Source organism: Ideonella sp. B508-1 (genome assembly GCF_000333615.1).
In the GTDB taxonomy this organism is placed as follows: domain Bacteria; phylum Pseudomonadota; class Gammaproteobacteria; order Burkholderiales; family Burkholderiaceae_C; genus Ideonella.
On sequence record NZ_BADL01000126.1, the window covers coordinates 1 to 21,821 of the forward strand.

The 21,821-nt window shown below is 70.8% G+C and carries 20 protein-coding genes; 8 read left to right on the forward strand and 12 right to left on the reverse strand.

The window, feature by feature from the left end; genetic code table 11:
* From I73_RS05475 to I73_RS05490, 4 genes are all read right to left on the reverse strand, one after another.
* The coding region (locus I73_RS05475) for a M61 family metallopeptidase (protein WP_022979693.1) at positions 1–1,921 on the reverse strand (1,921 nt) is incomplete at its 3' end.
* 63 nt (positions 1,922–1,984) lie between these two features.
* The gene (locus I73_RS05480; protein WP_022979694.1) at positions 1,985–2,770 is read right to left on the reverse strand and encodes an acetoacetate decarboxylase family protein; all 786 of its coding nucleotides are present in this window, start codon (positions 2,768–2,770) and stop codon (positions 1,985–1,987) included.
* Position 2,771: 1 nt separating this feature from the next.
* A complete protein-coding gene (locus I73_RS05485) occupies positions 2,772–4,157 on the reverse strand; it encodes an acyl-CoA dehydrogenase family protein (protein WP_022979695.1) in 1,386 nt (461 codons plus the stop codon).
* Positions 4,154–5,260 (reverse strand): acyl-CoA dehydrogenase family protein, encoded by a 1,107-nt coding sequence (locus I73_RS05490; protein ID WP_022979696.1) that lies wholly within the window; start codon positions 5,258–5,260, stop codon positions 4,154–4,156. Before I73_RS05490 ends, I73_RS05485 begins: the two co-directional genes overlap by 4 nt.
* A 117-nt stretch (positions 5,261–5,377) precedes the next feature.
* Here I73_RS05490 and I73_RS05495 point away from each other — a divergent pair, with 117 nt between their 5' ends.
* Positions 5,378–6,403 carry an AraC family transcriptional regulator gene (locus I73_RS05495; protein WP_022979697.1) on the forward strand — a complete coding sequence of 342 codons (1,026 nt, stop codon included), beginning with the start codon at positions 5,378–5,380 and terminating at the stop codon, positions 6,401–6,403.
* 26 nt (positions 6,404–6,429) lie between these two features.
* Here the strand turns inward: I73_RS05495 and I73_RS05500 are convergent, their stop codons facing one another.
* A complete protein-coding gene (locus tag I73_RS05500) occupies positions 6,430–7,644 on the reverse strand; it encodes a CaiB/BaiF CoA-transferase family protein (RefSeq protein ID WP_022979698.1) in 1,215 nt (404 codons plus the stop codon).
* Between the two features lie 133 nt (positions 7,645–7,777).
* Between I73_RS05500 and aqpZ the strand changes: the two genes are divergently transcribed.
* Positions 7,778–8,470: an aquaporin Z gene (aqpZ, locus tag I73_RS05505; protein ID WP_022979699.1), complete on the forward strand. Its 693-nt coding sequence runs from the start codon at positions 7,778–7,780 to the stop codon at positions 8,468–8,470.
* Positions 8,467–9,279: a hypothetical protein gene (locus I73_RS05510; protein ID WP_022979700.1), complete on the forward strand. Its 813-nt coding sequence runs from the start codon at positions 8,467–8,469 to the stop codon at positions 9,277–9,279. Before aqpZ ends, I73_RS05510 begins: the two co-directional genes overlap by 4 nt.
* 21 nt (positions 9,280–9,300) lie before the next feature.
* Here I73_RS05510 and I73_RS05515 read toward each other — a convergent pair whose 3' ends face one another.
* Complete coding sequence (locus I73_RS05515; RefSeq protein WP_022979701.1) at positions 9,301–10,188, reverse strand: 23S rRNA (adenine(2030)-N(6))-methyltransferase RlmJ; 888 nt, start codon at positions 10,186–10,188, stop codon at positions 9,301–9,303.
* A 61-nt stretch (positions 10,189–10,249) separates the two neighbouring features.
* Here I73_RS05515 and I73_RS05520 point away from each other — a divergent pair, with 61 nt between their 5' ends.
* Entirely contained in the window at positions 10,250–11,353 is a 1,104-nt protein-coding gene (locus I73_RS05520; protein ID WP_022979702.1) for an alkene reductase, read from the forward strand.
* 4 nt (positions 11,354–11,357) lie between these two features.
* Here I73_RS05520 and I73_RS05525 read toward each other — a convergent pair whose 3' ends face one another.
* The 6 genes from I73_RS05525 to I73_RS05550 all read right to left on the reverse strand — a co-directional run bounded on the left by I73_RS05525 (position 11,358) and on the right by I73_RS05550 (position 16,727).
* Positions 11,358–11,951 carry an MOSC domain-containing protein gene (locus I73_RS05525; protein ID WP_026096347.1) on the reverse strand — a complete coding sequence of 198 codons (594 nt, stop codon included), beginning with the start codon at positions 11,949–11,951 and terminating at the stop codon, positions 11,358–11,360.
* A 47-nt stretch (positions 11,952–11,998) separates the two neighbouring features.
* The gene (locus I73_RS26160) at positions 11,999–13,189 is read right to left on the reverse strand and encodes a hypothetical protein (RefSeq protein WP_051049040.1); all 1,191 of its coding nucleotides are present in this window, start codon (positions 13,187–13,189) and stop codon (positions 11,999–12,001) included.
* A 20-nt stretch (positions 13,190–13,209) separates the two neighbouring features.
* Positions 13,210–14,100, reverse strand: coding sequence for a hypothetical protein (locus tag I73_RS05535; protein ID WP_234409417.1), 891 nt, complete (start codon positions 14,098–14,100; stop codon positions 13,210–13,212).
* A gap of 185 nt (positions 14,101–14,285) precedes the next feature.
* Positions 14,286–14,543, reverse strand: coding sequence for a hypothetical protein (locus I73_RS26165; protein ID WP_022979706.1), 258 nt, complete (start codon positions 14,541–14,543; stop codon positions 14,286–14,288).
* A gap of 16 nt (positions 14,544–14,559) precedes the next feature.
* Positions 14,560–16,467 carry a ferrous iron transporter B gene (locus tag I73_RS05545; protein WP_022979707.1) on the reverse strand — a complete coding sequence of 636 codons (1,908 nt, stop codon included), beginning with the start codon at positions 16,465–16,467 and terminating at the stop codon, positions 14,560–14,562.
* 11 nt (positions 16,468–16,478) lie between these two features.
* Positions 16,479–16,727 (reverse strand): FeoA family protein, encoded by a 249-nt coding sequence (locus tag I73_RS05550; RefSeq protein WP_022979708.1) that lies wholly within the window; start codon positions 16,725–16,727, stop codon positions 16,479–16,481.
* A gap of 350 nt (positions 16,728–17,077) precedes the next feature.
* Here I73_RS05550 and I73_RS05555 point away from each other — a divergent pair, with 350 nt between their 5' ends.
* The 4 genes from I73_RS05555 (at position 17,078) to I73_RS05570 (ending at position 21,725) form a co-directional block, all read left to right on the forward strand.
* Positions 17,078–18,949, forward strand: a complete 1,872-nt coding sequence (locus tag I73_RS05555) for a phosphoenolpyruvate carboxykinase (GTP) (protein ID WP_022979709.1) — start codon at positions 17,078–17,080, stop codon at positions 18,947–18,949.
* Between the two features lie 39 nt (positions 18,950–18,988).
* Positions 18,989–19,765 carry a metallophosphoesterase gene (locus I73_RS05560; RefSeq protein WP_022979710.1) on the forward strand — a complete coding sequence of 259 codons (777 nt, stop codon included), beginning with the start codon at positions 18,989–18,991 and terminating at the stop codon, positions 19,763–19,765.
* Positions 19,766–19,842: 77 nt separating this feature from the next.
* Complete coding sequence (locus I73_RS05565) at positions 19,843–20,265, forward strand: universal stress protein (RefSeq protein ID WP_022979711.1); 423 nt, start codon at positions 19,843–19,845, stop codon at positions 20,263–20,265.
* A 149-nt stretch (positions 20,266–20,414) separates the two neighbouring features.
* On the forward strand, positions 20,415–21,725 hold the full coding sequence (locus I73_RS05570) for a D-amino acid dehydrogenase (protein WP_022979712.1): 1,311 nt from the start codon (positions 20,415–20,417) through the stop codon (positions 21,723–21,725).
* Positions 21,726–21,821: the final 96 nt, after the last annotated feature.

The window sequence follows — 21,821 nt, forward strand, 5'->3', positions numbered from 1 at the left end:
GACGGTCGCCATCGCGCACCAGCAGGCGGATGGGGGCCTGGCCCTGGCGGTTGGCCGTGACGGCGGCGGTCAGGCGCTCGGGCTTGTAGGCCCGGTCGTTGACGGCCACCAGCGTCATGCCCGGGGCCAGGCCGGCGCGGAAGGCCGGGCTGTCCCAGAAGACCTGTTCGAGCTTGCCGTCGCTGGTCACCCGCAGGCCCAGCGAGAAGGCCAGGTCCTGCGGCCGCTCGTCGCCCTCCGGGCCGCTCCATCCGCGCTCGTTCTGGGCAAAGCGGCTCTCCTGGGCCGACCACACCAGGCGCCAGCCGCCGCGCTCCACGCCATCCAGCAGGTGGCGGCCGTCGTGGCCGTCCAGCCGGTCGCGGAAGAAGCCGGCCCAGTCGTGCGGTTGCACCGCGTTCAGGGCCTGCATCAGCGCGTCGAAGTCATAGACGGCCGGCCGGGTGCTGCCGTCAGCGTTCGTCGCATGCGGCGCGCCGAAGAAGGCGCGGGCGACGTCGTCCAGCGAGTGCTGCTGGTGGCTCTTCTCGCGGATCAGCGTGTCCGCGTCCAGCCACAGCAGCAGGCCCTCGTCGTAGTAGTCGGTGCTGCGCTGCCAGTCCTCCCACTCGGCGGTGTGGCCTGGGCCGACGGTCGGGTCCAGCGTGGTGTCCTGCAGGTTGCGCCAGGCCCGGCCGCTGCGGGCCTGCAGCTCGGCGGCCAGCCAGGCCAGGCGGTCGCGCGCCTGCTCCGGCGTGGACAGGCCCGCCCGTGCCGTCAGCACATGGCCCCAGTACTGGGTCAGGCCCTCGTACACCCACAGCAGGCTGTTGCGCATGGGCTGGTTGTAGTTGGCCGTCCAGAGGTCGCTCGGGCGGCGGAACTTGCCGTTCCAGGCGTGCACGTACTCATGCGGCAGCAGCTCGCGGGCGCGGATGGCGCGCTCCCAGTCGTCGGTGAAGTAGCTGGCCTCCACCCCGTTCTCGCTGGACTCGTGGTGTTCCAGGCCGATGCCGCCGAACTCGTCGGAGATGGCCAGCAGGAAGTCGTAATGCCGGTAAGGGCGGCTGCCGAAGAGCCGGTCGGCCTGGCGCACCAGGGCGCGGTGGGCGTCCAGCTGGGTCGGCGTGGCGGCCACCGCCGCCGCGTCATCGGCCAGCAGGTTGAGTGTGACCGGGGCGGCCGTGCCCGGGGCGTCCAGCGCCACGCGGCGCAGCACCGCGCCGGCGAACAACGGTGAGTCGACCAGCGTCTCCAGCGAGGTCTCGCCGAAGGTCCACCAGCCCTGGCCATCGGCCGCGGCCGGGGCCTGGCCGTCCGGCCCGCGCAAGGCCGTGGCGGCCTGCCAGCCCGGCGGCAGCTTCAGCCGGGTCTGCACCCGCACGTCGCTGGCGGCCGTGCCGGCCGGGTAGAGCAACACCGTCTCCCATTCCACGTTCAGCAGGCTGCGGGTGATGGAGATGCGCTCGCTGCTGCGCCGCGCCGGGGCGATGTACTGCAGGCGCAGCTCCAGCTGGCTCACCCCGGCGGGCACCTGCACCCGGTAGGCGTGGGTGTCCACCGTGTCGCGCTGCCAGGCCACCGGCCGGCCGCCGGCGCTGACCATCAGCCCGGCCAGCCGGCTCACATCGCCATAGGGCCCGTGGGCGCCGGGCAGGAAGCGCGGGTACAGCAGCGTCAGCTCGCGCTGGGCGTCCGCAGGCGTCACCGGCAGCAGCAGCCGGGCCTGCAGCACGCGGTGGGCCAGGTCGGTGGCGTCCACCTCCAGGCTCAGCGGGGCGGGCCAGGCGGCGTTGGCCACCGCGGGCAGGGCTGGCGGCAGCGGCGCGGCCACCGGGGCGGGCAGCGTGGCGGCCTGGGCGCTGGCGCACAGGGCCAGCAGCAGCGCCAGCCGGCGCAGGGGGGAAAGCGGCAGGGTCGTCATGGCGGGCGGGGTGTCCATCGGCCGCGGCAGTATCCCGCACACCGGCCCTCCGGCGCCGTGGCGCGGGGCAGCAAGGCGGCCTCAGCCCACCACCGCCCCGGCGTTGAGCCGGAGCTGAAGCCGATGGGTGTGGCTGACGCAGAACGGCCGGGCGCCGTCCAGGCCGAGCTCGCGCAGGTGGTTGGCCATGCGGTGCGCACTGTCGGACACCTCCAGCCGCACCGAGCCAGGCAGGCAGAGCCGGCCGCCGCCCCGGGTGATGGCACTGCCGCGCAGAATCTGGTCCCGGTGGCGCGAGAACAGCACCAGGTCGAGCAGGGGGGCAGGTACGCTCAGGCCCATGCGGCCTGACAGCGTCACGATAGGCCCCTGCGCAGCGGGGTCCTTGACGGTGCCGCAGAACTGGCCGGAGCCCAGGGAGAAGCGGATGGGGGTGACGAACTTCGGGTAGCCCCAGATCTCGCGTCCGGCGGCGCAGGCTGCGGGCGTCGTCACAGGCAGGTCGATGATGTCGAACCCCACCGGATTTCTGTCCGGCGTGCGCAGGAGAGAACGCAGTGGCGAGCGAGGCAGGGCGGTGCCCGGCGGAACGGCCGCGATCGCCACACCCACTTCGTTGTAGGGGCCGATGGCCGTCTGGCGGTACTCGTAGAAGGCCACCACCGCCAGCGCCTTGCCGTTGCCAAAGCGCACGGCCTCGAAGCCGTCCGCATCGGTCTGGGCCTGGGCTCGCGGATGGTCCACCCAGAACATCGCCAGGAAGTTGGAGTTGTCGTGGTACAGGATGGGCATGGCCACCTCCCCTTCGGAGGTGGGTAGCAGGTTCAGGGGAACCTGGAAGAAGGGGTCGCGGTTCCAGTCGGTCATCTCACACTCCCAGCTGGGCCCTCGGGGCCAGCAGTTCGCCCTGCCAGTCTTCGATCAGCGACAGGCGGTTGATTTGGTTGGTGCCCTCGAAGATCCGGGTCAGCCGGATGTCGCGGAACACCCGCTCGATGCGTGCCTCGTGGGCGGCGCCATGGTCGGCCAGCAGGTCCATGGCCATCTCGGCCACGACCTGCGCCCGGTCGGTGGCGTGGAACTTGGCGGCCGATGCGAAGAGCTGTCGGGGTTGCCAGGCATGCCGCGCTTCCTGCCAGACCAGGCTGCGGATGGCGCGGGTCTCGGCCACCATGGTGGCCAGGTGCATCTGCACGTCCTGGTAGTCGATCAGGCGCCGGCCGCCCAGGCGGTAGCTCAGTGCGAACTGGAGCGCGATTTCCGTGGCCGCGGCGGCAAAGCCCACGCCCATCGAGGCCACCGGGATGCGCGAACTGTTCAAGGTGGCGCGGTTGAGCACCCAGCCCTGCCGCAGTCCGCCGATCACATGGCCGTCGGGCACGAACACGTCCCTGAACTCCAGCTCGGCGGCTCCCGAGGCCCGCATGCCCATCTTCAGCTCGGTGCGTGCGACCGTGAAGCCCGGCGCCGGCGCATGCACCAGGAAGCAGGTCCAGGACGCCATGCCCTCGCCTTCCAAGGCGGCGAAGACGGTCAGGGATTGGGCCAGGTCGCCACCACTGATGTAGACCTTGCGCCCGTTGAGCTTCCATCCCCCCGGGGCCCGCGTGGCCACCACGCCGGGGCGATAGGCGGCTGCGCCATGGCCCTCTTCGGCGTCGGAGCCTGCGCCCGGCTCGGTGATGGCGAAGGCCGCGAGATGGGGCTTGCCGCGCAGGTTGCTCTGGTAGATCGGGCGCACATGCTTCCAGATCACCGACGGACTGCCCGAGAGGATCAAGGGCATGACGCCCAGGTGGTGGGCCGACAGCAACAGCATCAGGCCACCACAGGCCCGGGCGAACTCCTCGACCACCAGACTGCACTGCCAGATCGGGCTGTGGAGCGCACAGCTCAGGCCCATGCTGCCGACGGGGGCGGGCAGGAAATAGCTGAGCCAGCCATCCCGCCCCGCCGCCTGCAGGACGCGCTGTGCCGCCGGATGGACCTGGCCGGGGGGCAGATGAGGGGCCAGGTCCAGCTCCGCCGAAGCGGGGGCGATGAAGGCCTCGGCAAACGCCCGGGCCCGCCGGCGCAGCCGGCCCAAGGGACGCGGCAGACGGCGGGTGTCGGTCTCCCAGAGATCCCGGGCGTCGTAGTGGGCGAAGGCCCGGGCCAGCGCGGGCAGGTCCGCCAGGTGGCTGCGGGGCGACAGCGGATGGTCAAAGGCCAGATGACCTTCCAGATGGGCCGGGGACAGGATGGCGGTGCTCATTCGCGGCCCCCATTCCAGCCGGTGACGAAGCCGGGGAGCTCGCGCACGCCGCCGGCCTGCAGCCGCAGCATGTTCAGGTCGCGCACCAGCTTCTCCATGCCCAGGTCGCGCATGTAGCCGATGCCGCCGTGTACCTGCACGGCCTGGTTGGCGGCATGGCACAGCGCCGTGTGCTGGCTGGCGCGCAGCCCGGCCAGCAGGCCCAGGTCGATGTCCGTGATGGGGCGCTCGCAGGCGGCCAGGGCCACCTCGGCGCCTTGCCGAATGGCGCGGATCTCGCTGACCATCTGGTGCACTGCGGGATGGCTGCCGATCAGCTTGCCGCCCTGCCGGCGGATCGCCACGTAGTCGCGCACCTGCTCTTCGCCACGGGCCAGCCCGCCCTCGGCGATGGCCAGCAGGCCCACCATCTCCAGCGTGAGCAGGCGAGCCATGGATGCGGGGCCTGCGGCCCAGGTTTCACCGCCCGGGCCGGCATCGCTGACCCGCCACAGGCGCAGCTCGTCCAGGCCGTGCTGGGGGGCGCAGAGGCTGATGGACGCCTGGGCGCGCGCCAGCGCTTGCCAGTGCAGGCTGCCCTGCCGCCAGACGGGCCAGACGAGGGTCTGCCAGTCCTGCGGCAGCACCACCGGGGTGGCATGGGTGCGCCGGTCCAGCCAGTCGGCCAGCAGAGCTGTTTCCTCTTTGTTCAGATCCTGCGTCGTCAGCCAGCGGGCGAGTGCGGTGCGGGCCAGGCCGTGGTGGCCGACCAGGTGGCAGTAGCTGCCCTGCGGCAGGGGCTGGTCGGCGTCGTGGGCCAGCCGGTGCGCCAGGGCCTGGCGATGCCAGGCGAAGGCCAGTCCCACGTCGGCCCGGGCGACGTGGCGCAGCAGGCCGATGTTGAAGGCCATTTCATGGCCGCTGTCGAGGTTCTCCCACAGGCCGACTCCGCCTGGCGCCTGAGCAGCGGGCAGGAGGCCCAGTGCCAGCGCCTCGTCCGTCAGCGCGGACACGGTCTGGGGAGACATCGGGTGTTCAGGGCGTGCCGCCTCGGTGGCCACGCGCCCTCGCGCAAAGCTCGAAACTTCCTCGAGCAGGGGCGCGACATCATCGACTTCGATCATGGCAGGGCTCCGTAAAAGAGGCGCCATGATCCGGGGGATGGCCCGGCCGACGAAGGGTTGGAATGGCCGTAAACTTTAGTTTTTCGGCCAAGCCCGCGACGTTACGGGAAACACCCGATGAGCTTCTGGGACTTCTCCCGCGGTCCGGCAGGCATCCGGCTGTTGCTGGACTTCGGTCTGGAGCAGGGCCTGCCCGAGGCCGCGCTGCTGGCGCGCAGCAAGATCGCGCCGTCGCGGCTGGACGATCCCCACGCCGAGTTCACGGCCACGCAGGAGCTGCGGGTGATCGAGAACCTGCTGCGCCTGTCCAACGCCCGGCCCGGGCTGGGGCTGGAGGTGGGCTTGCGCTACCGCTTCTCCACCTTCGGGCTCTGGGGCTACGGTTTGGTTTGCAGCGCCACGCTCGCGCAGGCATTGCAGCGTGCGCTGCGCTTCATCCAGCTCACCCATGCCTACTCGCTCATCGAGCACAGCGACGATGGCCACACGGCCTGCTTGCGGTTCCGTCCGCCGGCGTTGGCGCCCGGCCTGAGTCGCTTCCTGGTGGAGCGCGACCTGGCCGCGGCGGCGGCGCTGATGAGCGAGCTCGGCGGGGCGGGATTTCAGCTCTCGGCCTGTGAGCTGCAGCGCGGGCGGGGGCGCGCCTTTCGCCCCTCATCGGTGGTGACGAGCGTGGCGGGCGTGTCGCCACGCTACGACGCCGATGGCTACGGCCTGTCCTGTGACAGCCACTGGCTGGCGCGCAGGCTGCCCAACGCCAACCCCACGTCGGCCGCCATGTGCGACGAGATGTGCGCCAGGCTGGTGGAGCGTCGGCGCCTGCGCTCGGGCACGGCCACCCTGGTCCGACAGGTGCTGGACGCCACCGCCAGCGATGCCCGGCCCAGCCTGGGGCGGATGGCCGATTGGACCCACACCAGCGAACGCACGCTGCGCCGGCGCCTCCAGGAGGAAGGCCAGTCCTACCGCGCGATCCTGGCCTCCACGCAGGCGCGCGAGGCAGCGGAGCTGCTGGGCGACCGGTCGCTGTCGATCACCGACATTGCCGAGCGGCTGGGCTACGCCGACCTCTCCACCTTCTCGCAAGCCTTCAAGCGTTGGCACGGGGTGTCTCCCGCCGCCTACCGGCGCGGGCTCTCCTGAGCGTACACAGGCGGGCCCCACGGCGCTCAGGTGGGGCCCGGCAGAGCGTCGCCAGGACGACGACCCAGCAGCGTCTCGTCGTGCTCCCCCAGCCCCGGCGCCAGCGTGCGGATCGCCCCCGGCGTGGCCGAGAGCTTGGGCACGATGCCCGGCACCTCCAGCACCTGACCGGTGGTGGTGACGATGCGTTCGATCATGCCGCGGGCCCGGTAGTGCGGGTCCTCGGCGATGTCCTGCACCGTGTAGATGCGGCCCACCGGCACGCTCACCGCCTGCAGCGTGGCCACCACCTCGGCCACCGGGCGCTGCACCGTCCAGGCGGTGATGGCCGCGTCGATCTCGTCCACCCGGGCGGCGCGGCCGGCGTTGTGCGCTAGGTCGGGGGCCTCACCCAGGTCGTCGCGGCCGATGGCGGCCATCAGGCGCTTGTAGATGCTGTCGCCGTTGCCGCCGATGACGACCTGGCCGTCGGCGCAGCGGTAGGCGTTGCTGGGGGCGATGCCCGGCAGGGCCGAGCCGGCGGGCTGGCGCACCAGGCCGGCTGCGCTGTACTCGGGCAGCAGGCTTTCCATGCAGTTGAAGACGGCTTCGTACAGGGCCACGTCCACCACCTGGCCGCGGCCCCTGGGCGCCTCGGGGCTGACGGACTTGGCGCGGGTCTGCAGGGCCAGCAGCACGCCGATGACGCCGTGCAGCGCGGCCAGGGTGTCGCCCAGGCTGACGCCGGCGCGCACCGGCGGGCGGCCGGGCTCGCCCATCAGGTGGCGCAGGCCGCCCATGGCCTCGGCCACCACGGCGAAGCCCGGCAGGTCGCGGTAGGGGCCGTCCTGCCCGTAGCCGCTGATGCGCAGCATGATCAGCCCGGGGTTGCGGGCGGCCAGGGTCTCGTAGCCCATGCCCCATTTCTCCAGCGTGCCGGGCTTGAAGTTCTCGATCAGCACGTCCGCCTCGTCGATCAGGCGGCGCACCTCGGCCCGGCCCTCGTCGGTGCGCAGGTCCAGCACCACGCTCTGCTTGTTGCGGCTCTGCACCTGCCACCAGACGCTGGTGCCGTCCTGCACCACCCGCCACTGGCGCAGCGGGTCGCCGGTGCCCGGGGGCTCCACCTTGATGACCTGAGCACCGAAGTCGCCCAGGGTCTTGCCGGCGAAGGGACCGGCGATCAGCTGGCCCAACTCGACAACCTTCAGGCCGGCCAGCGGGCCGCCATCCTGCGTCGGGGGGATGTGCGGAGTTCTCATCTCTGTTGCAGTTTGTCTCTGGGAGAAGTTCGTCATGGTGACATTGATCACGCCCTGGCGGCTTGGGGGATGGCCCCCGCGCCTGGCAGTTTCTAGGCTGCCGGCTCTTTCAACATCCCCGAACGAGGATCCGATGAATTCTTTCTCCAAAGCGCTGGCGGCCGAATGCCTGGGCACCTTCTGGCTGGTGCTGGGCGGCTGCGGCAGTGCCGTGCTGGCGGCGGCCTTCCCGGGGCTGGGCATCGGCTTCACCGGCGTGGCCCTGGCCTTCGGCCTGACGGTGCTGACCATGGCCTATGCCGTGGGCCATGTTTCGGGCGGGCATTTCAATCCGGCGGTGTCGCTGGGCCTGTGGGTGGCTGGCCGCCTGCCCACCGCCCGCTTGCTGCCCTATGTGTTGGCCCAGTTGCTGGGCGCGGCCCTGGCCGGCGCTGCGCTCTATGCCATCGCCACCGGCAAGGCCGGCGTGACGCTGGGCGGCTTCGCCTCCAACGGCTATGGTGAACACTCGCCCGGCGGCTACGGTCTGGCCGCAGCGGCGTTGACCGAGGTGCTGCTGACCGCGGTCTTCCTCATCGTCATCCTGGGCGCCACCAGCGAGCGCGCGCCGGCCGGTTTCGCGCCCATTGCGATCGGCTTGGCGCTCACCCTGATCCACCTGATCAGCATCCCTGTCACCAACACCTCGGTGAACCCGGCGCGTTCCTTCGGCGTGGCCTTGTTTGCCGAGCCCTGGGCGCTGCAGCAGCTCTGGCTGTTCATCGTGGCGCCGCTGGCGGGCGCCGTGCTGGGGGCCCTGGTCCATCGGAGCCTGCTGGACGAATGAACGCCTTGCCCTTGTCCTCGCCGAGCCGCCAGCCCCGCGACCGGGTGCTGGCGGGCCACCTGTTGCCCAATCACTCGCTGGCGCAGCTGCGCCAGGCGCTGGAACACCTGGGCGGCAGCACGGCCGATGCCTGGGTGCTGGGGCCGGCCGAGGAGGCCGATGTGGTGCTGCTGCCGCGGGGCGTGCCCATGCCGCCGGTGGTGCCGCCGGTGCGGCTGGTGTGGGTGGATGCGCCCGAGCGACCCCTCGCCGCGGGCGCCGGCCAGGGGTGTTCGCTCCAGGAACCCTTCGAGGCGGCGGCCCTGCTGCTGGTGCTGCGCGATGTCGAGCGCATGCAGCCGGCGCGTCGCCAGGCGGGCATGCCGTCCTGGTACCGGCCCCGCCGGCCAGAGCCGGTCGCCGCCCCGGCCACGCCGGCCGCCATGCTGATCGTGCCAGAGGCCGCCGCGGCGCCGCTGGCCGATCCCGTGGCGGCCTGGCGGGCCGGCCCGCACCTCTACCGCCTGCGCCGTTGGCCGGCCCCGGGCAGCCTGGTGCACCACCGCTACCTGCCTCGGCTGGCCAGCCTGCTGCTGTCGCGTTCGCTCAGCCTGTCGGGGCTGGCCGCGCTCAGCAATGTGGGCGAGACCGAGTGCGAGGATTTCCTGGCCGAGATGGATCGCCAGGGTCTGCTGAGCTGCCTGACCGAGGAGGATCCGGCCGCGGCGCCGGATCGGGACGGCCCGATGGCCGCCGACCTGCACGCTGCGCCGCCCGCCGAGACCGGCTGGATGGCCAGGCTGCGGGCCCGCTGGTCGGCCCCGGGCTGAGGTCCGTCTACCCGTGGGCGCTCAGGCCGGCTGCTCTTCCAGCAGGTAGCTGGCGCCGTCGAACTGGGCCAGCGTGTCCACCAGGAAGGGCAACTCGGCCGCCAGTTCCTGGTGCAGGGTCCAGGGGGGGTTCAGGATGAACACCCCGCTGCCCACCAGGCCGAAGCCCTGCGGGTCGGGCTGGGACACGGTCAGGCGCACATGCAACCACCCCTTGGGCGCCAGGGCCGTCAGCCGCTTGGGCAGCTGCACCGCCTCCACCCGGCTGACCTGCGGGTACCAGACCATGTAGACGCCCTCGGCGAAACGCTGCACCGCGTCGCGCAGGCTGGACACCACCTTGCCGTAGTCCTGCACCAGCTCGTAGGAGGGATCGATCAGCACCAGGGCGCGGCGCGGCGAGGGCGGCACCTGGCCCTTGAGGCCGGCAAAGCCGTCTTCGTTGAGCACCTGCACATGCTTGCTGGGCCCGAAATGGGTGGCCAGGGTGCGGGCATCGGCCGGGTGCAGTTCGAACAGGCGCATCGAATCGCCCTTGCGCATGAGCTGGCGGGCGATGGAGGGCGAGCCCGGGTAGAGCGCCAGCGGCGGGGTCATGCCTTTTTCCAGCACCGGGGCCTGGCCGTTCTCGTCGGGCTGAAGGTTGAACTCCTGCACCAGGCGCACATAGTCGGCGGTCAGCGGTGGCAGGTCGGCCCGGCTCCACAGGCGGCCGATGCCCTCGCGGTACTCGGTGGTCTTCTGGGCCTGGGCGCCCTTGAGCAGATAACCCCCGGCGCCGGCATGGGTGTCGATGTAGCGGAAAGGCTTGTCCTTCTCGCCCAGGTAACGCAGCACGCGCGTGAGCACCAGGTGCTTTAGCACATCCGCATGGTTGCCTGCATGGAAGCCGTGACGATAGGCCAGCATTCGGGGGGTCTTTCAGGACAGATCAATCCCGCACTGTACCGGTCTCGCTACGCTTCGCGCCATGGACAAGCTCTTCACCCCCTTCCAGGCCGGCGCCATCGCGCTGGACAACCGCGTCGTCATGGCGCCGCTCACCCGCAACCGGGCCACGAACCAGGTGCCCAACGACCTGATGGTCGAGTACTACCGCCAGCGCGCCAAGCCCTCCACCGGCATGGGCCTGATCATCACCGAGGCCACGCCCATCAGCCCGATGGCCCATGGCTACCTCGACACCCCGGGCGTCTACACGCCCGAGCAGGTGGCCGCCTGGAAGAAGGTGACCGACGCGGTGCACGCCGAGGGCGGCAAGATCGTCGTGCAGCTCTGGCACGTGGGCCGCATCTCGCACAGCTCGCTGCTGCCGGGTGGCGCGGCGCCGGTGTCTTCCACCCGCAAGCCGGCCAACAGCAAGACCTACATCGCCGGCGGCTTCGCGCCCACCTCGGCGCCGCGCGCGCTGACGGTGGAGGAGATCGCCGCCACGGTGCAGGACTACCGCCATGCCGCGCGCTGCGCCATCGAGGCCGGTTTCGACGGCGTCGAGATCCATGCCGCCAACGGCTACCTGATCGAGCAGTTCCTGCGCGACAGCTGCAACGACCGCAGCGACGCCTACGGCGGCTCCATCGAGAACCGCGTGCGCTTCCTGCGCGAGGTGGCCGAAGCCATCGTGGCCGAGATCGGTGCCGACCGCACCGGCATCCGCCTGTCGCCCATCACCCCGGCCAACGACATCGGCCAGGACAGCAACGCCCAGGCCCTGTTCGCCGCGGTGGCCGGCGTGCTGGCGCCGATGAAGCTGGCCTATGTGCACGTGGTCGAAGGCGCCACCGGTGGCCCGCGCGACCTGTCCGACCAGGGCATCACCTTCGACTTCGCCGCGCTGCGGGCGGCCTTTGGCGGCGTGGCCTGGATGGTCAACAACGGCTACGACCGCGCCATGGCCATTGCCGCGGTGGACAGCGGTGCGGCCGACCTGGTGGCCTTCGGCAAGCCGGCCATCTCCAACCCGGACCTGACGCGCCGCCTGCGCGAGAACGCGCCGCTCAACCCGGTGGACCCGGCCAAGCTCTACGGCGGCAGCGGCCCCGAGGGTTACACCGACTACCCGACCCTGGGCTGAGTCCTCAGTCCACCTTGTTCCGGTGCATCTTGGCCCGGAACAGCTCGGGCAGGGCCAGCTCGCGCGGGCCGGGCTCCAGTTCGATAACGTCGCCAGCCTGCACCCAGCCCGGCTGCAGCACCGCCAGGTAGCTGCCGCAAAAGCCCGATTGGGCCATCATCTTGGCGGCCTGGGCAAAGCCCATGGCCGCGTTGAACTTGAAGCAGGGCTGGCGCGGCTCGCTGACCACCAGCACGGCGCGCTGGCCGTCGCGCGCGGGCAGGTGCAGCCGGTCGCCGATCCACAGCTGGCGCTCGGTCAGACCCTGGAGCGTCAGGTTCTCGCCCACCAGGCCGGGTGGCACCTCGGCGTCCCAGCCGGCCACGCGGGCCTGGGCCCGCACCGTGCGCCAGAAGGCCAGGTGCTCGCTGGGGTAGGCGTAGACGGCCTTGGACAGGCCGCCGTGCACCGTGGGGTCGGCCTGCTCGTCGCCGGCCAGGCCCATCGGCCCGATGGCCACCGGCCCGGATTGCGGCTGCTTGGCAATGGCCGTCATCACGGTGCGCCCGCCGATCTGCACCGGCCGCGCGGTGCCCACGTTCACGCTCAGAACTCTCATGGCCCGCATTGTGCGGGTGCGCGCCTGGCCGCACGGCGGCCGGGGTGTCAGGGGCCGCTGCCGCCCAGCCCGGCCAGGTCCTGGGCGGCCTGGTCCACATCCTTCTGGTACTCGGTCAGGTAGCGGCTGCGTTCTTCGCTCTGCCATTCGGCGTCGGAGAATCGGTCCAGCCCGTAGCGCTGCGAGCTGTACACCACGCCGGCACGGCGCGGCAGCATGGCCCGGTCGGGGAACTGGTCGGGCAGCAGCAGAAAACCCTCCACGTCCTGCAGCCGCAGCGGGAAGACGGGCTGGGCATCGCGGATCAGCCGGCCGAACAGCGTCAGCCGGAAGCGCTGCGCCCCGGTGCCGACCTCGTCGTTGAAGGTCAACAGGGCCAGGGGCTGGCCACGGGCGTCCACCACCCGGGCGTTGACCACATAGCGCCCGGCCTGATGCACCTGGGCCTGCAGGTCGAAGGCCAGCGAGCCGTTCACCACCGATTCGCGGATGCCGCCCCATTCGGCCGGCACCAGCGGCTGGTAGACCACGTCGAAGGACACCATCCCGCTGCGGCCGTCCTGGTTGAGCTCCACCTGCACGCGCACGGTGCCGGCGTAATCGGCAAAGCCCTGCAGCGACGGCGCCAGCAGCGCGCTGTAGGTGCCGTCCCCGGCCAGCAGGTCGGCGCCCAGGCCGGCATCGTTGAAGTCGATGGCCACCTGCGGGCGGCCGGCGGCCTGGCGCGGGTCGGGCAGGTCGAAGGCCACCGCGCGGGGGATGGTCAGCGGCAGGCTCTGCCCGTTGTCGTCCACGGCGGCCACGGTCAGCTTCACCGTCTCGGCGCCGCTGGCGAAGACCTTCTCCTGGGTGGTGACGATGCGCACGCCCGAGGCCGGATCCTGGCCAGGGCGGCGCAGCGGCAGGCTTTGCTGGATGGGGGCGAAGGGGCGCAGCTGGTCGGGGTGTTCGCGCAAGGGGCGCGATTCCGGCGGGTAGACCGTGGCCTGGCGGTAGCTGGCCAGGGTCTCTTGCGCGCGCGCCAGCCGGTCCTGCGCCAGGGACAGGCGGCGGTCGCGCTGCTTCAGGCCGGCGGCGCTGTAGGGGGCCCGGGAGAGGCCCGAGGCGGGCGCGGCGGAGAACGGCGCCGCCGCAGGGGCCGGGGCCTCGGCCGGGCTGGGCGCGGCGCCGGCCGACCACCAGCCCAGGCCGGCGGCCAGCAGGCCCGCGCCCAGCATCATCCACACCCGCTTGCGCACCGTCGGCCTCGCCTGGGCGCTCAGCGCGCGTTGTTGACCATGTCGGTGCGCACCAGCGAGGTCACCCCGGCCCAGTTGCCGTTGGTGTAGTGGTTGTAGGCCTCGTTGTCGTCGCGGAACTTGACCGAGTGGTAGCCCCACTTGGCCCGTCCGCCCTCGTTGGCCGCGGTGCCCAGGGTCAGGTCGTTGCAGAACCAGTCGCTGGGGTTGCAGAAGGCCGCGCCGCTGCTGCCCGAGACGCCGCCCGAGGAGTGGTAGGCCACGGCCTCGTCGTCCTGCCCTGGCAGCAGGCCGGAGTACAGCGTGCCCGAGGCGCCGGCGTACATGTAGAACCAGATCGCGCGGGTGCTGCTGTGGTCGTACATGGCCCGGGCGGTGCTGGTCTTCAGGTCCGACACCAGCGGCTCGGACATCGCCCAGTCGCCCAGGTCGGCCAGCTCGCTGCCGCCGCCGGCGCCCGCGGCGATGTCCACCCACTTGATGTTCCAGCCGGTCTGCGTGCCGGCGCCGCTGGCGCTGCACACGCCCGCGCTGTTGGGCGTGGCGTTGGTGATGGTGCGGCTGCTGCCACCGTACATCGCCAGGGTGTAGCCCATCATCAGGTCACCTGCGCTGTGGGCGGCGATGTAGCACCAGTTGCTGCCGGTGCAGTAGCAGTCCAGCGCGTTGCGGATCAGGTAGTTCTGGTCCGAGATGTGGTTGTAGCCGTCCCAGTTGACGGCCTTCTTGTTGACGCCCGCGGCGGTGGAGGACGGGCCCCAGTAGGTGAAGTCGGCATAGTTGCCGGCCACACCGCCGCCGCCGCGGCCATTGACCCAGAGCGCATAGTTGGTGGCCAGGGCGGTGCCCGCCACGGCCATGGCGGCCAGGGCAGCGAACGCCCACATCCAGGTGCGTGGTGCCTTCTTCACGGTGCCTCTCCTCCTCGCGGTGTTCTCTGCACGAACGAACGGTCGTGCGGCGCGATGGTCGCGTGTCGGCGGGGGCACGCGCCATCACGGAAAACCCCCAGTCTGCAGGGGCAGCGAGGCGCGGTGGTGACAGCCGGGATGGCCCGGCTTGACGTGGCAGGAGGCGTGCGGTGGCGGGGGCGCGCTCAGTGGCGCGGCATGCGGTGCAGCGTCACCGGCTTGGGTTGGGCCGGGTCACTGCTGCTGCTGCAGCCGCAGCAGCCATCGCCACCGCCGCAACCCCCGCCCGCGCTGCCGGCGGCCTTGCGCAGCCAGGTGGCGTTGGGGGCCAGGGGCAGCAGCTTGCGGGCCAGCGGGCGGCGCAGCGCGGCGGGCAGCAGGGTCCAGGCGGCGTACAGGCCGGCACCCCCGACGATCAGGGCCACGATCAGGTGTTGCAGCATGGTGGGGCTCCTTGCTTCAGGCGGTCAGCGCCAGGGTCACGTGGTAGGTGATGAAGGCGGCCCCGTAGGCCAGGGCGAAGAGGTAGATCGCCATGGCGGCGGGGTAACGCCAGGAGTTGGTCTCGCGCCGGACCGTGGCCAGCGTGGAGATGCACTGCGGGGCGAAGACGAACCAGGCCAGCAGGGACAGCGCGGTGGCCAGGGACCAGCTGTGGGCGATCACCGGGGTCAGGGCGTCGGCCACCGCGTCATCGGCGGCCGAGAGGGCGTACACCGTGCCCAGGGCGCCCACCACCACCTCGCGGGCGGCCATGCCGGGCACCAGGGCGATGGCGATCTGCCAGTTGAAGCCGATGGGCTCGAAGATGTACTCGAGCAGGCGGCCCAGCTGGCCGGCAAAGCTGTACTGGATGGCCGCGCCGGTGGCGCCGTCCGGCGGGGCCGGGTAGGTGGCCAGGAACCACAGCACCACGGTCAGCGCGAAGATGATGGTGCCCACCCGGCGCACGAAGATGCGGGCGCGTTCCCACAGGCCCAGGCCCAGGTTGCGCAGGCTGGGCAGGCGGTAGGGCGGCAGCTCCAGCATCAGTGGCTGGTAGCGGCTCTTGTGCCACAGGCGCTTGAAGATCCAGGCCACCAGCACCGAGCCCAGCATGCCGGCCACATAGAGGGCGAACAGCGTCAGGCCGCGCAGGTTGAAGGGGCCCATCGAGGTGTTGGGCACGAAGGCGGCGATGAGCAGCGCATAGACCGGCAGGCGGGCCGAGCAGGTCATCATCGGCGCGATCATGATGGTCGTCAGCCGGTCCCGCCAGTTGCTGATGGTACGGGTGGCCATGATGCCGGGCACCGCGCAGGCAAAGGAGGACAGCAGCGGGATGAAGGCCCGGCCCGAGAGGCCGACCTTGCCCATCAGGGTGTCGAGCAGGAAGGCCGCCCGCGGCAGGTAGCCGGAGTCCTCCAGCACCAGGATGAAGGCGAACAGGATCAGGATCTGCGGCAGGAAGACCAGCACGCTGCCGGCCCCGGCGATGGCGCCATCGACGATCAGGCTGCGCAGCGGGCCCTCGGCCATGTGCGCGCTGGCCCAGGCGCCCAGCGCCTTCATGCCGCCGTCGATCAGGTCGGTGGGCACGCTGGCCCAGGAGAACACCGCCTGGAAGACGATGAACAGCAGCACGGCCAGCAGCAGCGGGCCCACCACCGGGTGCATCACCCAGCGGTCGAGCTGGGCATCCAGCCGGGGCTTGCTGGCCACCGGCGGCTGCACCCGGGCCAGGATGCGGCGCACCTGCTGTTGCAGGGCCATCACGTCGTCCAGCGACACTTCCTCGCTGGCGTTGATGCAGGCCGGCACATGCTGGCCGGCGGCGGCCGTCAGGCTGGGGCCCAACTGGGCCAGCAGCGCGGCGTGGCCGTCGTTGCGCACGCCCACGGTTTCCACCACCGGGCAGCCCAGCTCCTCGGCCAGGGCGGCGGTGTCGATGGCCAGGCCGCGGTCACGGGCCACGTCGGCCATGTTCAGGGCCAGCACCATCGGGCGGCCCAGGGCGCGCAGCTCCAGCACCAGGCGCAGGTTCATGCGCAGGTTGGTGGCATCCACCACGGCCACGATCAGGTCGGGCACGTCCTCGCCGGCGCGCCGGCCTTCGATCACCTCCAGCGTCACCTGCTCGTCCAGCGTGGCCGGGCGCAGGCTGTAGGTGCCGGGCAGGTCGATCACCGAGACGGTGCGGCCATCGGGCAGGCGCACCTGCCCCATCTTGCGCTCCACCGTCACGCCGGCGTAGTTGGCCACCTTCTGGCGCGCGCCGGTCAGCAGGTTGAACAGGGCGGTCTTGCCGCAGTTCGGGTTGCCCACCAGCGCGATGCTGGGGGCGCGGTGCTTCAGTTCGCCCAGGGTGGCGGCCACGGTCTCGCTCATGGTCGCTCTCCTCAGGCCGCCGCGGGCGTCACCGCCACGCAGCCGGCTTCCACCAGACGCAGGGCGAACAGGGTGTCGCCCACCAGCACCGCCAGGGGCTCGCGCCCGCCCGGGCCACGCTGCACGATTTGCACCGGCTCGCCGGGCAGAAAGCCCAGCTCCGCCAGCCGCAGCAGCGTGCCGTCATCGATCGCGGGGCTGGCCGCTTCCAAGCGGTCAACCAGGGCACGGGCGCCCGTGGGCAGTTGGGACAACAACATGACGCAAACCAGGTCCGGGTGAAACGTGAATGAGATTATGTCTCATTTGCACTGATCAGGGTGAACCCGCGGGGTTCAGTCGAGATGCACATTCCGTCATGCGTCTTTTGCATGGCTTCCCGCGAGCCACGACGGTTACCACCGAATTACACTCAAAAGTCACCCCTCGCGCAGCCGGGGCAGGGCCGCTCGTTCACATCCCGGACGGGTCCGGCGCCTGCATCCGGGCTGCCTGTCTGCCCCCTTCACGGGATGGGGCGAGCGCCTCGGGCGAGCTGTTCGCCAGAGGCCGGCCCCGGCCTGCAGGTGCTGGCCCCATTCCGCCTTTCCCCTCTTGAGGAGCGCTGTCCATGAACCATCCTGCCGCCCCGGGCGTGTCGTTGAACGCCCCCGCCTACGTCAAGAATGCCCGCCTGCTGGCCTGGGTCCGCGAGATCGCGGCCCTGACCCAGGCCAAGGACGTGTACTGGTGCGATGGCAGCCAGGAAGAGTACGACCGCCTGTGCCAGCAGCTGGTCGACGCTGGAACCTTCAAGAAACTCGACCCGGTCAAGCGCCCGGGCTGCTACCTGGCCGTGACCGATCCGTCCGACGTGGCGCGGGTCGAAGACCGCACCTTCATCTGCAGCCAGAAGAAGGAAGACGCCGGCCCCACCAACAACTGGATGGCCCCGACCGAGATGCGCGCGCTGCTGCAGACCGGTGAGCAGGCCCTGTTCAAGGGCTGCATGGCCGGCCGCACGCTGTACGTCATTCCCTTCAGCATGGGCCCGCTGGGCTCGCCCATCGCCCACATCGGCGTGGAGCTGTCGGACTCGGCCTATGTGGCCGTGAACATGAAGCTGATGACCCGCATGGGCAAGGCCGTGATCGACCTGCTGGGCACCGACGGCGACTTCGTGCCCTGCGTGCACACCGTGGGCGCGCCGCTGGCCGAGGGCGCGAAGGACAGCACCGTCTGGCCCTGCAACCCGAGCACCAAGTACATCGTCCACTACCCCGAGACCCAGGAGATCTGGTCCTACGGCTCGGGTTACGGCGGCAACGCCCTGCTGGGCAAGAAGTGCTTCGCGCTGCGCATCGCCTCCACCATGGGCCGCACCCAGGGCTGGCTGGCCGAGCACATGCTCATCCTGGGCGTGACCAACCCCGAGGGCAAGAAGTACCACGTCGCGGCCGCCTTCCCCAGCGCCTGCGGCAAGACCAACTTCGCCATGCTGATCCCGCCGGCGGCCCTGGGCGGCTGGACCGTCACCACCATCGGTGACGACATCGCCTGGATCAAGCCCGGCAAGGATGGCCGCCTCTATGCCATCAACCCGGAAGCCGGCTACTTCGGCGTGGCCCCGGGCACCAACTTCAAGACGAACCCGAACTGCATGGCGTCGCTGAAGAAGGACGTGATCTTCACCAACGTCGCGCTGACCGACGATGGCGACGTCTGGTGGGAGGGCATGGACGGCGAGCCGCCGGCCCACGCCATCGACTGGCAGGGCAAGGACTGGACGCCGCAGATCGCCAAGGAGACCGGCGCCAAGGCCGCGCACCCGAACTCGCGCTTCACCGTGGCCGCCACCAACAACCCGGCGCTGGACCCGGCCTGGGACGACGCCAAGGGCGTGGCCATCGACGCCTTCATCTTCGGCGGCCGCCGCAGCACCACGGTGCCGCTGGTGACCCAGGCCCGCACCTGGACCGAGGGCGTCTACATGGCCGCCACCATGGGCTCGGAGACCACCGCCGCCGCCTTCGGCGCCCAGGGCGTGGTGCGCCGCGACCCCTTCGCCATGCTGCCCTTCTGCGGCTACAACATGAGCGACTACTTCCAGCACTGGCTCGACATCGAGCACAAGCTGGAGGGCGAGGGCGCCCAGCTGCCCAAGATCTTCTGCGTCAACTGGTTCCGCAAGGGCGCCGACGGCAAGTTCGTCTGGCCGGGCTATGGCGACAACGCCCGCGTGCTGAAGTGGATGATCGGCCGCATCGAGGGCCAGGCCCAGGGCGAAGGACACTTCTTCGGCATCAGCCCGCGCTACGAAGATCTGGACTGGACCGGCCTGGACTTCTCCAAGGCCCAGTTCGACAGCATCATCGACGCCGACCCGGCCGCCTGGAAGGACGAACTGGCCCTGCACCAGGAGCTGTTCGACAAGCTGGCCTACCACCTGCCGGCCGAGCTGAGCGCCACCAAGCAGAAGCTCGAAGCCGCCCTGGCGCGCTGAGCCGGTCTGCCCGGCCCGCATGGGCGACACTTGCCGCCCATGCGACTCCAGCTCCTGTCCGACCTCCACCTCGAGACCGAGACCTTCGACCCGACGCCGGCCCCCGGCGCCGAGCTGCTGGTGCTGGCCGGCGATGTGGACGCCACCTGGGACGGCCTGGCCCGCTTTGCCGACTGGCCGGTGCCGGTGATCTTCGTGCCGGGCAACCACGAGTTCGACCGCCGCGACCTGGACGAGGCCCTGGCCGGTCTGCGCGCGCGCTGCGCCGAACTGGGCATCACCCTGCTGGAGCACGACGCCACGGTGCGCACCGGTGCGGACGGTCGGCGGGTGCGCTTTCTGGGCACAGTGCGCTGGAGTGACTTCGACCTCTTTGGCGTGGGTGAACGGGAGCGCGCGATGCGCGCGGCCAGCTACTTCACCCGGGTGCAGCAGAGCACCCGTGGCGGCGCGGTCTTCGACCCCGAGGCGGTGCGCGCCGCCGGCCTGGCCGACCGGGCCTGGCTGGAAGCTGCATTGATGCAGCCCGCCCAGGGCACCTGGGATGCCACCGTGGTGATCACCCACTTCGCGCCCAGCCTGCGCAGCGCCGATCCGCGCTTTGGCCGGCAGCCCGGCACGGCCAGCTTCTGCAACGCCGATGACGACCTGATCCCGCGGGCCGACCTGTGGCTGCACGGGCACCTGCACTGCCGCCACGACTACCGCATCGAGCGGCCCGGTCGCGCGCCCGCCCGGGTGGTCTGCCAGGCCCGCGGCCTGGCCAAGAAGGGCGAAGCCGAGGGCTTTGAACCTCACCGCCTCATCGAGGTCTGAGCCACAGGCTTGATCCCGGGCAAGAGAAGCCCGGGTCAGGCTGACACACTGGAGCCAGAACTCACCAGGAGATGACGATGAAGATCCTCGTGCCCGCCGATGGCAGCCCCTACACCAAGCGCATGCTGGCCTACCTGGCCGCGCACGACGAATGGCTGGGTGGCCAGCACCAATACACCGTCATCACCGTCGTGCCGGCCGTGCCGCCGCGCGCCGCCGCGGTGCTGGACAAGGCCATGCTGAAGTCCCACTACGAGGACGAGGCCGAGAAGGTCTTCAAGCCCATCCGCACCTTCTTCAACCGCCAGAAGATCCCGGCCGAGTTCCTGGCCAAGGTGGGGCCGGCGGCCGACCAGATCACGGCCCAGGCCAAGAAGGGCGGCTACGACCTGCTGATCATGGGCTCGCACGGCCACGGCACTCTGGGCAACCTGGTGCTGGGTTCGGTGGCCACCAAGGTCATGGCCGGCTGCGAGCTGCCGGTCCTGCTCGTGCGCTGAGGTCCTTCCGACGTCGCCTGAGACATTAGAGAAACTGATCGCCTCTGAAATTCATTAAAGTATCTTCATTGCTGCCAGACCTCTGCGCAGAATGCGCCCATTGACATCGATCAGGTGTCGGGTCCCATTTTTTCTCGCGAGGTTGCGGCATGAAGGTCATCGTTCTCGGCGCCGGCATCATCGGCACGGCCACCGCCTGGTTCCTGTCCCAGGAAGGCCATGAAGTCACCGTGGTGGACCGCCAGCCGGACGCCGGCCTGGAGACCACCTACGCCAACGGCGCGCAGATCTCGGTCTGCTTCTGCGAGCCCTGGGCCAATGCCAGCGCGCCCTTCAAGGTGGCCAAGTGGCTGCTCAAGGACGACGCGCCGCTGCTGTTCCGCCCCCACCTGGACCCGTACCAGTGGCGCTGGGGCCTGAAGTTCCTGACCCAGTGCACCGACGCGGCCTTTGCCCGCAACGTCCAGCAGCTGGTGTCCCTGGGCATGTACAGCCACGCCGCGCTCAAGGAAATCCTGGCCAGCACGACCATCGACTACAACCGCCTGGAGAAGGGCATCCTGCACTTCTTCTCCTCGCAGAAGGACTTCGAGGCCGGTGCCCAGGCGGCCGAGCTGATGCGCGACTACGGCGTGGACCGCCGCATCCTGAGCCGTGAAGACGTGCTGAAGGTCGAGCCGGCCCTGGCCCACTCGACCCAGCAGATCTTCGGCGGCACCTACACGCCCAGCGACGAATCCGGCGACGCCAAGGTCTTCACCCAGCAGCTGGCCCAGCGCTGCGCCGAGCGCGGCGTCAAGTTCCTGTGGCAGCACGAGGTGCAGGGCTTCGACCTGCGTGGCCGCGAGGTCTCGGGCGTCAAGCTGGTGGACCACAGCACCGGCCTGTCGCGCACCGTCACCGGCGACCAGGTGGTGGTGGCCATGGCCTCCTACACCCCGGCCCTGCTGCGTCCCCTGGGCATCGACCTGGACATCTACCCGGCCAAGGGCTATTCGGCCACCATGCGCCTGAAGAAGCCCGAGGCGGCCAGCATGGTCAGCCTGCTGGACGACGGCGCCAAGGTCGCCATCTCGCGCCTGGGCGACCACATCCGCGTGGCCGGCACCGCCGAGATGGCCGGCCTGGACACCCGGCTGGACACGCCCACCGCCAAGGCCCGCTGCGCCGCCCTGGTGCGCCGCTACGAGCAGCTCTTCCCCGGCGTGGCCGACACCAGCGAGCCCAACTTCTGGACCGGCCTGCGCCCCAGCACGCCCAACAACATCCCCTACATCGGCCGCAGCAAGATCAGCAACCTGTGGCTCAACGCCGGCCACGGCACCCTGGGCTGGACCCATGGCGCCGGCTCCGGCAAGGCCATGGCCGAGCTGATCAGCGGCAAGCGCCCGCAGCTGCAGTTCGGCTTCTGCGGTGAGGCCCTGCCCGCCGGCAAGCCCCAGGTGGCCGTGGCCGCCTGAGCACGGCTTCCCAGGTGGCCGCGGCCACCTGAGGACGACTTTCCAAGGCCGCGCCCGACCCTGGGCGGCGAAGGTGGCCCCTGCGTGCCACAATCG